16 protein-coding genes are annotated in these 15,113 nt (G+C 30.9%); 6 read left to right on the top strand and 10 right to left on the bottom strand.

Features of this window, described 5'->3' with window-relative positions:
* Nucleotides 1-41 precede the first annotated feature (41 nt).
* Nucleotides 42-1,382, bottom strand: coding sequence for an NAD(P)/FAD-dependent oxidoreductase (locus RG22_RS05775; RefSeq protein WP_034041627.1), 1,341 nt, complete (start codon nucleotides 1,380-1,382; stop codon nucleotides 42-44).
* A gap of 203 nt (nucleotides 1,383-1,585) precedes the next feature.
* Here RG22_RS05775 and RG22_RS05770 point away from each other — a divergent pair, with 203 nt between their 5' ends.
* Genes RG22_RS05770 through RG22_RS05745 form a run of 6 tightly spaced genes read left to right on the top strand, consistent with a single transcriptional unit; the run spans nucleotide 1,586 to nucleotide 6,988 of the window.
* Complete coding sequence (locus tag RG22_RS05770) at nucleotides 1,586-2,299, top strand: DUF547 domain-containing protein (protein ID WP_034041624.1); 714 nt, start codon at nucleotides 1,586-1,588, stop codon at nucleotides 2,297-2,299.
* 21 nt (nucleotides 2,300-2,320) lie between these two features.
* Entirely contained in the window at nucleotides 2,321-3,190 is an 870-nt protein-coding gene (locus RG22_RS05765; protein ID WP_034041621.1) for a transporter, read from the top strand.
* A 37-nt stretch (nucleotides 3,191-3,227) separates the two neighbouring features.
* Nucleotides 3,228-4,235, top strand: coding sequence for a glycoside hydrolase family 113 (locus RG22_RS05760; protein WP_034041620.1), 1,008 nt, complete (start codon nucleotides 3,228-3,230; stop codon nucleotides 4,233-4,235).
* Nucleotides 4,232-4,963, top strand: a complete 732-nt coding sequence (locus RG22_RS05755; RefSeq protein ID WP_052143648.1) for a hypothetical protein — start codon at nucleotides 4,232-4,234, stop codon at nucleotides 4,961-4,963. Before RG22_RS05760 ends, RG22_RS05755 begins: the two co-directional genes overlap by 4 nt.
* Nucleotides 4,960-6,222, top strand: coding sequence for a BamA/TamA family outer membrane protein (locus RG22_RS05750; RefSeq protein ID WP_034041617.1), 1,263 nt, complete (start codon nucleotides 4,960-4,962; stop codon nucleotides 6,220-6,222). Before RG22_RS05755 ends, RG22_RS05750 begins: the two co-directional genes overlap by 4 nt.
* Nucleotides 6,223-6,256: 34 nt before the next feature.
* Nucleotides 6,257-6,988 (top strand): metallophosphoesterase family protein, encoded by a 732-nt coding sequence (locus RG22_RS05745; protein WP_034041615.1) that lies wholly within the window; start codon nucleotides 6,257-6,259, stop codon nucleotides 6,986-6,988.
* A gap of 207 nt (nucleotides 6,989-7,195) precedes the next feature.
* On the opposite strand, the gene RG22_RS05740 is transcribed toward RG22_RS05745, so the two are convergent.
* The 9 genes from RG22_RS05740 to RG22_RS05700 form a co-directional block, all read right to left on the bottom strand.
* Nucleotides 7,196-8,722, bottom strand: a complete 1,527-nt coding sequence (locus RG22_RS05740; protein ID WP_034041612.1) for a carboxypeptidase-like regulatory domain-containing protein — start codon at nucleotides 8,720-8,722, stop codon at nucleotides 7,196-7,198.
* A gap of 77 nt (nucleotides 8,723-8,799) precedes the next feature.
* Nucleotides 8,800-9,600 carry a TIGR04283 family arsenosugar biosynthesis glycosyltransferase gene (locus RG22_RS05735; RefSeq protein ID WP_034041610.1) on the bottom strand — a complete coding sequence of 267 codons (801 nt, stop codon included), beginning with the start codon at nucleotides 9,598-9,600 and terminating at the stop codon, nucleotides 8,800-8,802.
* Between the two features lie 72 nt (nucleotides 9,601-9,672).
* Complete coding sequence (locus RG22_RS05730) at nucleotides 9,673-10,542, bottom strand: DUF547 domain-containing protein (RefSeq protein ID WP_034041608.1); 870 nt, start codon at nucleotides 10,540-10,542, stop codon at nucleotides 9,673-9,675.
* Between the two features lie 33 nt (nucleotides 10,543-10,575).
* Complete coding sequence (gene arsM, locus RG22_RS05725; protein ID WP_034045784.1) at nucleotides 10,576-11,544, bottom strand: arsenosugar biosynthesis arsenite methyltransferase ArsM; 969 nt, start codon at nucleotides 11,542-11,544, stop codon at nucleotides 10,576-10,578.
* Between the two features lie 80 nt (nucleotides 11,545-11,624).
* The gene (locus RG22_RS05720; protein WP_034041605.1) at nucleotides 11,625-12,437 is read right to left on the bottom strand and encodes a purine-nucleoside phosphorylase; all 813 of its coding nucleotides are present in this window, start codon (nucleotides 12,435-12,437) and stop codon (nucleotides 11,625-11,627) included.
* Nucleotides 12,421-13,059, bottom strand: coding sequence for a TIGR04282 family arsenosugar biosynthesis glycosyltransferase (locus RG22_RS05715; RefSeq protein WP_034041602.1), 639 nt, complete (start codon nucleotides 13,057-13,059; stop codon nucleotides 12,421-12,423). The genes RG22_RS05720 and RG22_RS05715 overlap by 17 nt, the downstream gene beginning before the upstream one ends.
* Entirely contained in the window at nucleotides 13,052-13,543 is a 492-nt protein-coding gene (locus RG22_RS05710) for a rhodanese-like domain-containing protein (RefSeq protein WP_034041600.1), read from the bottom strand. Before RG22_RS05710 ends, RG22_RS05715 begins: the two co-directional genes overlap by 8 nt.
* A gap of 32 nt (nucleotides 13,544-13,575) precedes the next feature.
* Complete coding sequence (arsS, locus tag RG22_RS05705; protein WP_034045783.1) at nucleotides 13,576-14,640, bottom strand: arsenosugar biosynthesis radical SAM (seleno)protein ArsS; 1,065 nt, start codon at nucleotides 14,638-14,640, stop codon at nucleotides 13,576-13,578.
* Between the two features lie 44 nt (nucleotides 14,641-14,684).
* Complete coding sequence (locus RG22_RS05700; protein WP_034041598.1) at nucleotides 14,685-15,020, bottom strand: arsenosugar biosynthesis-associated peroxidase-like protein; 336 nt, start codon at nucleotides 15,018-15,020, stop codon at nucleotides 14,685-14,687.
* Between the last annotated feature and the right edge of the window lie 93 nt (nucleotides 15,021-15,113).

Raw genomic sequence — 15,113 nt, 5'->3', positions numbered from 1 at the left:
TTTATTAAAAATTTACATTTCCGTAATAACGGTAGTGCTCACTAAGTACTAAAAATACGTTTCCAACTTTTCTTTTTAAGTTGAATATTCGTGTTGTTTTCTTTGTTGAATTTTGCAACGATTTCAGGTTCGTGAAGTTTGTAAAATTCAGGATCGAAATTAGCATCGGCTAAATGTTCTAAAACATAATCGACAGAACGCTTTTCGGTTAAAATTTTATCAAAAAATTCATGGCGCATTCTAATTCCGAAAGAGTTAATACCTATAAATTTTCGCGTATTTTTATCATAATTTATATGAATACATTTTTTACCATCTTCGTGTTCCCAATAAAAACGCGCTTCATTTTCTTTTGACTGTGCCCAAACCCAACCATAAGTTTGATATTCAATATCTATAAATTTTGCAGAGTTATACCAATGACTTGGTTTGTACTCAATGCGGTTAACGCAAATAGTTTGCGCAACGGTTTCTCCCATCATGCGCCCGGTGTACCAAACGGCTTCAATGGGTCTGCGCTGGTTAATAGCTTCATGTTGTTCGGCACAATCGCCAATGGCATAAATATCAGGAATGTTAGTTTCTAAAAACCTGTTTACTTTTACACCGCGATTCGTTTCAATGCCTGATTCTTTTATAAAATCAATATTTGGTGAAACCCCAGCAGTTAAACCAACTACGTTACATTCAATTTCTTCTCCTGTTTCTTCAAGAATTGCCGATTTCACTTGTCCGTTTTCATCGGCTTTAATTTCTTTTAAATTCACGCCTAATCGTAAATCGATACCATTATTTAGTATTTCGCGGTTAATCATAGCCGATTCACCTTCTGGTAAAACACCATTCCAAAAACTAGATTCTCGAACTAAAAACGTAACAGGAATATGTCGTGAATGTAACATTTCAGCAAGTTCAATTCCTATTAATCCGCCACCAACAATTACGGCACGTTTACAAACTTTATTATTAGGAGCGTATTTTTCTAGATTATCTAAATCTTGTTTATGGTACATGCCCATAACACCTTTTAAATCTTGTCCTGGCCATCCAAATTTATTGGGTTTGCTACCTGTGGCGATTATTAATTTATCAAACCGTAGTGTGTCACCATTTGCAAAATACAATGTTTTCGATTTTGTTTCAACAGTTTTTACATAGCCTTTTTTAAGTTCAATTCTGTTCTTTTCCCAAAACCAATTTTCGTAAGGTTGTGTGTGCTCAAACTTCATATGCCCCATATACACATACATAAGCGCGGTTCTAGAAAAGAAATAATCAGTTTCGGCAGAAACAATAGTGATTTTTTTATCGGAAAGTTTTCTTATATGTCTTGCAGCGGTAACACCAGAAATTCCATTTCCTATAATAACAATGTGCTCCATATTTATTGATTGTGTTGTAGTAGGTCGAAGTTAAAGATAATAACTTATATTGAAGTTGTTAATTTAGAATTGCTTTAAATTGAAGGTGTTTTGTAAGGATTTAAAAATTTTAAAGACGCCGAAAACTTTTTTTATCAATGTAAGCTATCTAACATTTTATACGACCTAGGTATTATTACTTTGCAAATAGTAAATTGAACCAAATGAAAAAACAAATAATCATTTTAATAATACTTTTACTTAGTATTAAAGGATTTTCGCAAGATGTAAATAGCTTTTTTAGTAAAGCCAATGCTTTCTTTAAAACCCATGTTGATAACGGAAAAGTCGCATACTCAGAAATTCATAAGAATCAAAATGCTTTAAATGAATTAATGAATATTTCCGAAGCTATTTCAGTTTCAAAAGAAGATGCTAAAATCTACCAAGCTTTTTGGATTAATGCTTATAATTTATCAGTTATAAAAGGCATCATAAATAATTATCCAACAAAATCACCTTTGGATAACGTTGGTTTTTTTGATAAAACGACTTATAGTTTAGCAGGAAAAAATATCACATTAAATGATATTGAACACAAATTATTGAGAGCACAATTTAATGATACACGTTTTCATTTTGTGCTAGTTTGTGGAGCCGTTGGTTGTCCGCCATTAATTAATAAGGCTTATTTACCAAATACATTGGATGCCCAATTAGAAACACAGACTAAAAAAGCAATAAACGGTAGTTTTTTAAGAGTGACTACCAAAAAGAAACGCGTTGAAGCATCACAAATTATGGAATGGTACAAAGAAGATTTTACTATGAATGGTAAAACCGAAATCGATTTTATAAACAAATACAGAACCGAAAAATTAGAAGGCAAATACAAACTAAGTTATTTCCCTTACGATTGGACATTAAATAAACAATAATCAACTCAAAAACAGATAAAAATGAACAAACTAATAGTATTAATCATTGCATTAACTTTAAGTTTTACGGGGTTTGCACAAGATGAGGAAGAAACCACAACAAGTAATATTCAAACCTATACACCATCAAAATTATTAAAGAAAGGACAATGGGATATTAAATTTTTTAACAATTTGTATACGCAAACAAAAAGTGCAAGCAGCAGTGGAGATGTAACCAAAAATTTACCAAGAGAAACTTATTTTACATCAACTATAGACATTTTTGCAGGCGTTTCAGAAAACAGTAAATTAAACGTAGGATTGTTAATTGAAATGCGCTCAAATGTAATTGGAAATAGAAAATCACTCGATGTTTTTAAATTTGATGGAGAAACTAATACGGCACGTTCGGGCATAACTTCAATGGCACCAGCTATCAAATTTAATCCGCTTAAAAATGTGAGTAATTTTACAATTCAAACCGCATTTCATATTCCTTTGGTTGATAATGAAACTGAAAATGGTGTGTTTTTAGATCAAACAGCTTACACATTTCAAAATCGTTTTTTCTATGATTATACGTTTCCAAGTGGAGATTGGCAACTTTTTACAGAGCTAAATACCGAATATAACTTTGGTGAGAAAACTAGTTTTGCCGATAAAACATTTGTGTTAGCTCCTGGTGTGTTTTTAAGTTATTTTCCTAATAAAGAATTTACCATCTTAGGCTTTGTGCAACACCAACAACGTGTTGGAGATTTTGAACAAGATTTTACCGCATTAGGTTTTGGTGGAAAGTATCAATTATGTAAAACTTTAAACTTAGAGGTGCTTTATAGTAATTTTGTTAGAGGTAATGCTACAGGTTTAGGGCAATCATTTAATATAGGGTTAAGAGCATTATTTTAATTAATAGTGTAAATTAGGAGTTTATAAATCGTTTTTTATGCAACTATTTAAGCTCTTCATTGTTTTTTTAACGTTAAATTTTCAATCTTGTTTAAGTCAACCAGAAAAAATTAACGGTATTAGTTTTGTAGCTTCTTCAGATAAAATTAACGAATCTCATGTAAAACCTGTTGTAAATGTTAATGCAAATTATGCAGCCATTATGCCTTTTGGTTTTATAAAAAATTCAGAGCATCCAGAAATCATTCATAATACAGATAGACAGTGGTTTGGAGAAACCAGGGCAGGAGCTAAGCAGTATATTGAAGTGCTTCGAGAGCAACATATAAAAATTATGATAAAACCTCAAATTTGGATTTGGCATGGTGAATTTACGGGTTATTTAGAAATGAAATCTGAAGCCAATTGGAAAATTTTAGAAGAATCATATTCAAAATTTATTTTAGAATATGCCCAATTAGCTCAAGAGGCACAAGCTGAAATTTTTTGCATTGGAACAGAACTCGAAAAATTCATAGAAAGCAGACCAGATTATTGGAGTAATTTAATAATAGAAATAAAGAAAACATACAAAGGTAAATTAACCTACGCAGCAAATTGGGATGAGTTTAAACGTACACCGTTTTGGGGCGATTTAGATTTTATTGGAGTTGATGCCTATTTTCCTATTAGTGATAGTAAAACACCAACAATTGCAGAAGCTAAAGAAGGTTGGAAAGCGCATAAACCTGTTATTAATGAAGTTTCAAATACATTTAACAAGCCCATTTTGTTTACAGAGTTTGGTTATAGAAGCGTAGATTATTCTGGAAGAGAACCATGGAAAAGCGATAGAAGTATGAATCAAGTAAACTTAGAAGCGCAAACCAATACCACGAAAGCACTGTTTGATACTTTTTGGAACGAAGATTGGTTTGCAGGTGGTTTTATTTGGAAATGGTTTATTAATCACGGTGAAGTTGGTGGCATAAACAACTCGCAATTTACACCGCAAAACAAACCCGTTGAAGATTTATTACGTAAGCAGTATATAGAATATAAATGAACAAAATAAAGTACATAATTGTAAGTCTTTTAGCTTTAATATCTTGTTCAAAAGATAATGATGATATGTTGCTCGATACTTTACAGAATTATGTTTCAAATAAATCTTTTGAAATGGGAGCTGTTATTGCTTGTGCTGCAAGTGATGAAAAAACAAACGATGTTTTAACGTTTTATTACCCAGAAACTGGAGCTACCAATATTCGTTTTTATGAAACCCAAAATGCTCAAGTTAATAAAGATGATTTTTCAAATTACTTGAAAGTATCTATTCAAAGTGAACCTTTTTTTAATGGCTATTTAGGCAAGTTTACGCAATCATCTTCAAATGAAAAATGGATTATTGTTACTTTTGAATTGGATAATGAAATCAAAATTTCAAATCCTATTCGGTCTAAACAAATTACAAAACCAACCGTTTGGAATGATGAAGTTACTATAAATCAATCACAATCTGGAATGCCAAATTTTATGTGGGAAGATGACGCTTTTGGTGATAATGCAATATATTTTCAAGTAGTTTCGGATGAACAAAACAATTTATTGTCTGGAACTTACACTTACGATAATTATTTTCAATATTACAATATCTCAAATGTTGTTTTAAATATCACAACGGAAACGCCAATTGCTTTAATTTTAGGAAACAATTATAACTTCACTTTAATGGACGTTAGTGAAGATAATTGGGTAAATTGGGTCATTCTTAAAACGTTTAAAGCTCAATGAGTAAAACTCTAACCGTTGTATTATTAAGCTTGTACACTGTGAGTTTGTTTTCGCAGAATTTTACGGTTGCCGATTTAAAAATTCAAGGTAATAAAAAGCTGAAAACAGTTTTCATAAAAAATATTTCAATTACTAAAGCTGGAGAAAAATTGGATTCGCTAGTTATTGAACAAGATATGAAACGTCTAAAGCGATTACCTTCGGTTTCTCATGCTTATTATCAAGTATTTCATTCAGAAAACAATCAATATAACGTGTTTTATAATATTGAAGAGAACTTCACTTTAATTCCATCTGCAAATATTTACACGACTAATAATGATGAATTTGCTTATCGTTTAGGACTGCACGAATTTAATTTATTGGGAAGAAATATTGGCTTTGGCGGATTTTATCAAAAAGATATTTATAGCAGTTATGCTATCAATTTTAGAGCGCCTTATTTGTTTTCAAATACATTAGGATTAGCTGTTAATTATCAAGATTTAACAACCCAAGAACCCGTTTTTTTTGATAATGCGACAGCCAATTATAAATATAATAACCAATCTTTAGAAATTTTAGGATTGTATGAGTTTAATTTTAATAATAAACTTGAACTTGGGCTTAACTATTTTATTGAAGATTATGCCTATAAATCTGGCGCAATAAATCCCAGTGTGCCACAGCAATTAAATGTGCATAAATGGTTGCTGAAAAGTATTTACGAATACAATAACTTGGATTATTTTTATCAATATGTATCTGGTGTAAAAAACCAACTTAACTTTCAATATGTAACATCAACCAACGATATGTTACCCGATTTTTTTATCGCTTGGAACGATTTTTTCTATTTTAAACGTTTTGGTACGAGAAGTAATTGGGCAAACCGATTGCGATTGGGGCTATCAAAAAATGATGAAACACCGTTTGCGCCTTTTTCAGTTGATAATAATTTGAATATTAGAGGCGTTGGAAACACCATAGATAGAGGCACAGGAGTTATAGTTTTAAACACCGAATTCCGCTATACGCTTTATGAAAAAAACTGGTTTGTTTTACAGAGTAATGCTTTTATAGATGCTGGTTCTTGGCGAAATCCTGGAGGCGATTTTGGCGATTTTAGTAAAGATGATAATATTAAAGTATACCCAGGTTTAGGACTTCGTTTTATTCATAAAAAAATATACAATGCCATTTTTAGAATTGATTACGGTCATGGAATAACTAAAAATTCTACTAAGGGATTTGTATTTGGTATTGGGCAGTATTTTTAAAAAAATCGTTTACTTTTGATTGAAAATTTAATATATGCAAACATTTGTAATAGGAGATATTCATGGCGGTTTAAAAGCTTTAATCCAGCTATTAAATAAAATGGAAATTAAAGATGAAGACACCCTTGTTTTTGTGGGCGATTATGTTGATGGTTGGAGTGAATCTGCACAAGTTATTCAGTTTTTAATGGCGTTATCTCAAAAAATAAATTGTATTTTTATAAAAGGAAACCACGATGTTTGGTGTGAAGATTGGTTGAGAGACGACGCCGTTAACCCTATTTGGTATATGCATGGTGGTAAAGAAACTATGGATAGTTATGCTGATTTTTCAGAAGATGAAAAAAAGGAGCATTTAGCTTTTTTTGAAAGTATGCCGCTTTATTATATTGATGATAAAAACAGATTGTTTGTTCATGCAGGATTTACATCAATGCACGGTGTAGAAAAAGAAGTTTTTAAAGCAAGTTTGTATTTTGATAGAACACTTTGGGAAATGGCTATAACTATGGATAAACGGATTGAAAAGAATTCAGAACTGTATCCAAAACGATTAAAACATTATAACGAAATTTATATAGGGCATACGCCAACCATTAATTTTAATGTTGATGTACCCATGCATGCTGTAAATATTTGGAATATTGATACAGGTGCTGCTTTTACTGGTAAATTATCAGCGATGAATATTGAAACAAAAGCATTTTTTCAAAGTGATAATTTACCTGCTTTATATCCAAATGAAAAGGGGCGAAATAAGGCTTAAGAACTTAATAGCCTGAATTTAATATATCAATAAATACAATTCTTATAAGTCTATAATTTATGTTTGAGTGTTAAGTTAAGCGCAGTCAAAACCTCTAAATTTCATTGGTTTTAAGACCTCTCGACTGCGCTCAAGGTGATAACTATTGATTTCATTGAAATATTAACAGTAAAAACGAATTTTTATAATAAACTCAGGTTGTTTGATTTATTCAATACTCTTAAAATCTTTTATAGCTTGATTGGGCTCCATAACATTATAGCCTTTCCAAAAACTAGGATCGTACTTTGGTAAATACGTAGGCTTAACTTTTGCTTTTTCTGTAAAGTCGTTAAATGTCGTTTCAGTAATACTTTCATTTTCAAAAACCACCAATTCTTTTTTTGTAATATTTGAAACTATAAAATGAATATCGGTTGAAATTTCATTCTGCTTTCTTCGTCCTTTGGTGTGCTTATTTTTTTCAATAATCTTTAAAGGTCTTTTAATTCCAAATTTATTTCCATTTTCCTCTTCAGCGTATTTAAGCACATATTTATTTGCATTATTTTTAGAGTAAATAAAGGTTCCTTTTTTTAGATACTCACTAAAAGAAATTCCTAAAAGTCTAAAGTTTTTTAGTTTTTTTACATTGTTGTAATCTACTCTAACAATGGCAAAATCATCAGTATTAATATATAAAACGCCTTTATATTCTTCTTTTCTTTTAGGTTTAAAGGTTATTTTATAAACAAATTCACCGTTTAGAAATTGGTAATCTAAAAGCTCAAAGTTATATCTGTTAGATTTTTCAAGAAAGTTTAAATGTGAGTCTTCAAAAATAAAACTACTGGTTTCTAAATTTGAAATAGCTTGTTTTCTATATCTTAAAAAGTTCTTTTTTCTTTCACTTTCCTTCTTTTTTTGTTCTTCAATAAAGACTTTTGTTTTTTCAATGTCTTTATCATCTTTAGTGTCACCAAAAAGTGAGGAGTCTATTTCTTCTTTAGTTCCAAAAATTCCAGATTTAATTTTAAAATAAGAATCTCGTTTAATGTGCTTTTTAAATATATTATTAAATTTTTCCTCAAGACTTTCAAATGAGATTTCATTGTTTTTATCATAAAGGTTTGAAGCTTTTATTATATCTAATTTCAGAGCATTATTAGCAATAGGCTTTTCGTATAAATCGCCTAAAATTTCTGTATAATTGCTTGAGTTTTTAGGCATAATGCTTAAAACGCTATCTACAAATTTTTGATTAATTTCTGGAATGGTTGATTTTTTAATATCTATAGTGTTTTTAAGAATATTGTTATTATCAGATTGCCTATAAAATAGCCTACTTTTGGTATATTCAAAATCATAATTAGTCGCTAAATTTTCTTGTGCTTTTTCTATGATTTCATCAACTGTGTATTCTTTATTAGAAACTAAAACTTCATCCAATTCAATAGATTTTTGACTTAAAACAATAATACCATCCGTAAATTTTTGAACCGCCACGCGTTTTGTCTCGTAACCTAAACAATTAATAAAAAGCGAATCGTTTACAGTTGTTTTTTTATTCAAATACATTTGAAAAACACCATTTTCATTACTAATAACCCCAGATTTTTTATTAAGTTCTACAGTGGCAAACGGAATAGGTTTTTGTGTAGTAGAGTCAATCAGTTTAGCATGTATTGATTCTTGTGCTTGAAATAGCTGAGAAATAAAAAGCGTAATTAAAATAAAGTAAAAGTTTGATTTCATATAATATCTATTTGCTATAAAAATAGACGATTATATGACCTAAATGTAACATTTATAATTTCGTTAAGTGAAATTTATTATTTGTTAACACTTATATATTTTGCATAATATTGATTTAGTTTATCTGGCGAAGCACCAAGCCATTTTTTTAAATGAATGGCCCAATAATGATACTGTAAACTCCAAACTCCATTCGTGTTATAATGTCTTGGAGAGGTAGTTAACCACTTTTGAATGACTACAAATTGTTTGCGAGCGTAAAGTTTGCTAATTAAATCGTTGTCTTCGTAAATTTTAAAATTTTCATCAAAACCTTCAATACAATTAAAAAGGGATTTTGTGATAAACAGACTTTGATCGCCACCACGACAGGATTTAAAAGGTAAACATGTTAACTGTCCAGCAAGTTTTAACCACAAATGGCTGCTGTTGAATTTCATTCTAAAACAGCCAGCATGATTGTTTTTTTTAATTTGATCAATGATATGCTTATCAAAATTTTTAGGAGGAAAAGAATCGGCATGCAAAAAATACAGGATATTTCCAGTGGCATTTTTTGCGCCTAAATTCATTTGTTTTGCGCGTCCTTTTGTCGAGTTAACTAATTTGATGCCCGTTCGAGTAGAATTTTCGATAGAAAATTTTGTATCGAGAACTTGCGTGTGGACTTCTCGATACAATTCTTCGCTATACTCAGAATTACTCGAAGTGACAAAGTTCTGTACTATATTTTGAGAGCCATCAGTACTGCCACCATCAACAATAATAATATCTGCTATATTTTCTTTTGAAGAGTTTTTTATTAGATGATTAAGCAGATTGGGAATATTATCTGCTTCATTTAATGTAGGTATTATTATGGAGATTTGGTGTTTCATATTTTAAGTCACGTTTCTTACAGACACATTTTTTTATGAGATTCTGAAATAAATTCAGAATGACGCAATGTGTTATTCATTCAAACCCCAATTATAATTTTTAAAACTTTTTTTAGCTTTCGCGGAAATTTGAACGCCTGAATATTGGTTTAAAAAATCAACTAAACTACCATTTTGTTTGAAATCTTTAGCAAACCATTGAAATATTTTTGACAATTTAAGGGTGTTCTCAGATATGTTGTTTTTTGTTGAATCGCTTAAAAAGCATTGAGTGACTTTAATGAGTTGTTCTTCTAAATTTGAAGCCGTATAAGCTTCATTTAATAATTTTGGACAAGAAACTGAAGCGCAAACTATAGCAAAATGAATTCTGGGTTCGTCCATTTTTCGTAAAATTTCATGCTCAATGTCATTTAAATTCCACCACTTTTTATCTAATTTCCAAAAGCGTTGCTTCCAGGGGTTTTTAATATCTTTTATACTTTTTATTGGATAATGACGAAGAATTAAATCGATAGTCATAGCATTATATGCATTTATCCAAAACGCTAGTTTTTCTTCTTTTGAGAATGTATCAAACTTTTCATTTGAAAACATCAAATTTAAAGTATGAATATAAGTGAGCAGTTTTTTGCGTTCAGTTTTAAACGATTTATAGTTTACGTTGCCATTTTTAGAAACGTGCTTTAGTAACAATTCATCCCATAATTGATGAATAGGTTTAAACTCTTTTCTTAATGTTTGATTAAGCTCTTGTTTAGGTTTTTCTACTTCGTTTTTTTTAGTCGTATTAGTTTTTTTGACTTTAACTTCTTTTTTGGTAATAGAATCTTTGGTTTTTAAAACTTCAGTTCCAATTTTAGGAGTATTTTCAACAGCTTTTTTAGTTCCTGAGCATGCTGCTAAAAAACAAAACAAAAAAATGAGAACTAAGTATTTCATAATTCAAAGCATAATAAAAAGGTAATCAATTACCTAACAGCATCCACCACCATCGTAATGAAACGTGGATTCTGAAAAATAAATATCATCTCTATTTAAAGCTTTTAAAGCTACTGTTGTTTTATCGCAAATGGCTAAAGGCTGATTCTTTAATAAAATATGTCCCGCTTTATCATCAAAATAATCGTCGTCACCATAATAAATAGCAGCTTTTCCTGTAAAAACACATGGGCCATCTTCTGGCATTGGGTCTTTAATGGCGGCTACTTCAATAGATTCAATATAAATCAATTCGTCTGTTGGATAATTTTTAGGGTCTAAAATTCTGTATGGTTTTCTAGCTCTAATTTCTATAGTGCCAAAACCAGCATCAGTTAATGCTTTAACGTATTCTGCTATAGGTAAACTTCCACTTAAACATAAAGCACGTAAGCGTTCGTCATTTCGTAATTCATCATTCATAGGTTGTTCGCAAGTGGGGTCGCTCATTACTAAACGTCCGTGAGGTTTTAAAACGCGATACATTTCGGCAATAGCTTTCTTTAAATCATCTGCTTTAAAAATGTTGAATAAGCAATTTTGTGCAGCAACGTCAATGCTGTTATCTTCAACAGGAAGATGCATAGCATCACCTTTTTTCAAATCAACAAACTCACTTTTAAACCATGGGTTTTGGGCTTCAGCTTCTATAAAATTTTTGCGAGAAGCTTCCAGCATTTCATCTACAACATCAATACCAATAACACCGTTTTTTTGACGATTAAAATATGCTAACTGTAACAATTCCATACCACCACCAACTCCAACATATAACATTTTAGGATTGTTGGTTAAATCGCGTGCATGCACGGTAGAACCACAACCATAGTTCATTTCCTGCATGATTTTAGGAATTTTTAACCCCGGTAATTCCCAAATAGGATTAGTGGTACAGCATAGTCCAACGTCTGGCGTTAGTGCTGCTTCTTTATATACGTTATGTGTGGTTTCTAAATAACTCATTTTATGATTTTTTAATGATGTTTTTGCTATGTTAAAAGTAGACTTTTTGTAAACAATTAAGTGTAACAAATATTACATGATTATATAATCTTTATAAGTTTTTTAAAAAGTGTTATCATGTCAGGTTCTGCTTTTGCAGCCATAGCAATAATTTCTGTAATATCAACAGGTTTTAAGTTATCTGGGTCGCATTCATCTGTTAAAACTGACACCGCTGCCACTTTTAATTTTAAATGATTAGCCACAATTATTTCAGGTACTGTACTCATTCCTACAGCATCGGCACCTATAATTTTAAGCATTCTGTATTCTGCACGCGTTTCTAATTGTGGCCCAACAACACTAGCATAAACACCTTCGTGAAGTTTTATATTATTGTTTTTAGCAATGGATTTTAATGTTGAATTAATACTAGAATCATACGGAGCGCTCATGTCTGTAAAGCGTTCGCCTAATTTTTCAACACCGTTAAAAGCTAAAGGAGAGCTTCCTTGAAGATTTATATGGTCTTCAATAAGCATTAATTCACCTTTTTTAAAGTTTAGATTTATAGCTCCAGCAGCATTAGATACCAATAAGGTTTTTATACCTAATTTTTCCATAATGCGAACAGGATAAGTAACATCTTGTAGCGAGTAGCCTTCGTACAAATGAAAACGCCCTTGCATAACAATAACCTTTTTTCCTTCTAACATTCCATAAATAAGTTTTCCTTTATGGAATTCTACGGTTGCTGTTGGAAAATAGGGGATGTGGTTATAACTTACTTCTTTTATAATCTCAATTTCATTAATAAGTTGCCCTAAACCTGTGCCTAAAATAATGCCTATTTCTGGGTTCTCGAATCCTTTTTCTTGTAGATATTCTACCGTTTTTTTAATATGCTTTATCATTTAATTGTTGTATGCGTTGTTGTAATTCAATATTCGATTTGTAAAATGCTGAAGTTTCTAAATCTTCAAATGTATCAATATCGTTTAAAGGTTCTAGCAAACTAAATGAGATGCTGTTTTCCTTTAATTCTTCAAGTGTAATTTCTAATAAATTGGATTGACTCCAAGGTTTGTTATCAAAAATAAAATCATAAATTTTAGTCATCCCAACAAGATAATAACCACCATCAATAGCTGGTCCAAAAACAACATTATTGCTATTTAACGCTTGCAACCCGTTTTCAATATGATTAGAATTTATATCTGGTAAATCTGAGCCTATTAAAACGATTTTTTCATAGCCATCTTCAAAACCTTTTATAAAAGCATTTTTCATACGCTCTCCCAAATTTTCACCTTTTTGAACTGCTTTATAATGGTTCTCCCATTTAGTATCGATAATGGCATCAGAAAAATAAATGCGCTTATCAATTAATAAGTTTTTTATAGCTGTTTCTGTTATTTTAACGAGTTCGCTATACACTTCAAAAGCACCTTGGTTGCCAATGCTTTTTGCAAGTCGTGTTTTAACTTTGCCTAGTTTTATGTTTTTTACAAAAACAATAATGAGTTCTTTAGTCATAAACTTTAGTGCCTTTATTAAGCCATTTACTCCATTCTTTGCTAAATGTATGTATGCTATCTGTTTCTTTTTCTTTGGAATTATAAACGGGCATATTATTATTTTTCCATTCAAAAATACCACCATATAAATTATATACATTAGTGTAGCCAGCCTTTTTGAGTTTTTCCGCAATATCTTCAGACCGAATTCCTAAAGAGCAATACACAACTATGGGTTGTTGTTTGTTGTTGAATTTTTTGATTGTTTTTTTTAGATTGAAATTATCATAACCAACGTAAATTGCATGTTGCAAATGACTTGTTTTGTATTCAGATAATTCTCTTGAATCTAAAATGATGATATTTTGTTGTTTTGATAAATCTTCGGCCGAAATGTATGGAATGCTTTCAGAGTTATGCTTTTTTAATAATTCTGAAAGGTTTTCTTGAGAGAAACTAATGCCTGAAAAAAATAGAAGTATATATAAAATTTTGGTTTTCATAGTATGAGATTCCTGCCTGTGCAGGAACTGGGTTAAGCTACAACACCTTGACAGCTGCTTCCTGCGCCAGCAGTACAACCGTAGCAATGTTGCGAAATGACAATGTTTCGTCCTTCTAACAGTTCTTCATTATATTCTGAAATATGTTTTACTTTGCTATTTACTGGCAATTCTAACATTTGATTAAAATCGCAATCGTATAAATAACCATCCCAACTTATAGATAAAGTATTTGTACACATAACGTTTGCAACAGCAGTTGGATTATATGCCTCGACTAGCGCATACATATAGTCTTCATAATTTTCTGAAGCAATTAAATAATCTAAAAACCTACTAATTGGAAGATTAGTAATGGCAAATAAATTATGAAATTGAATATTAAAATCTTCTTTTAAAGCTTTTTTAAAATCCTTCTCCATGGTCATTTGATCTCCTGGTAAAAAAGCTCCTGAAGGATTGTAAACTAAATCTAATTTGAGATTACTATTTGGCATACCATAACCAATAGTATTTAATTCTTGTAATGCTTTTATAGATTGATCGAACACACCTTCGCCTCTTTGTTTATCTGTTTTTCCACGGGTCCAATGTGGCATAGAGCTTACTATATGTACATTATGTTTTTTAAAGAATTCCGGTAAATCGTAATACTTTTTATTGGCTCGAATAATGGTTAAGTTGGAACGCACTATAAAATCTTTAATACCTGCCTTTGCAGCTTCTTCTACAAACCAACGAAAATCTGGATTCATTTCTGGGGCACCGCCTGTTAAATCTAAAGTATGTGCATCTGTGTTTTTTATGACTTCTAAGCATTGTTGCATGGTGCTACGTGTCATAATTTCTTTTCGATCGGGACCAGCATCAACATGACAATGTTCGCAAACTTGGTTGCACATATAGCCTACGTTTATTTGAAGAATCTCTAATTTTTTCGCTTTTAGCGGAAATTGATTGGTTTCGGAAATTTTAGTTTTAAAGGTTGGTAATTCTCCGTTTTTAAAAATACCGTTTGATAAGATTTCCAGTTGCCTGTTGCTATTTGCTAAATCGCTTTCGCGTTTATGTAGGGATTGTGTTTTTAGTTTTGTCATATTCATTTTCCAAATTAATGGAGTTTTCTTCGGTCTTCTAACTTTTAACCATCTAGCTTATTCACTTTATTCATCATTTGAACACCATGTACTAAGGTTGCGCCACTTTTTATGGCTGCACCAACGTGTAAAGCTTCCATCATTTCTTCTTTGGTTATGCCGCGTTGTAAACCATCTTTAGTATAAGCATCAATACAATATGGGCATTGCTCTGTGTGCGAAACCGCTAAGGCTATTAATGATTTTTCACGTGCCGTAAGTGCGCCTTCTTCGAAAACTTTTCCGTAGTATTCAAAAAATTTGTCACCAAGTTCTTGATTCCATTCACTAATTTTTCCAAATTTCTTTAAATCTGCTGGGTCGTAATATGTTTTTTCCATAAAATTTTTGCTTAAAGATATAAATCTAAAAGATTTCAGTCGATAATATTTGTAATACTTAACATAAATTATTTATATAGATTTTTAAATTTT

Source organism: Wocania ichthyoenteri Th78 (assembly GCF_000789235.1).
GTDB lineage: Bacteria > Bacteroidota > Bacteroidia > Flavobacteriales > Flavobacteriaceae > Wocania_A > Wocania_A ichthyoenteri.
Note: the sequence above shows the minus strand (reverse complement) of the source record. Positions and strands in the feature narration are given on the sequence as shown.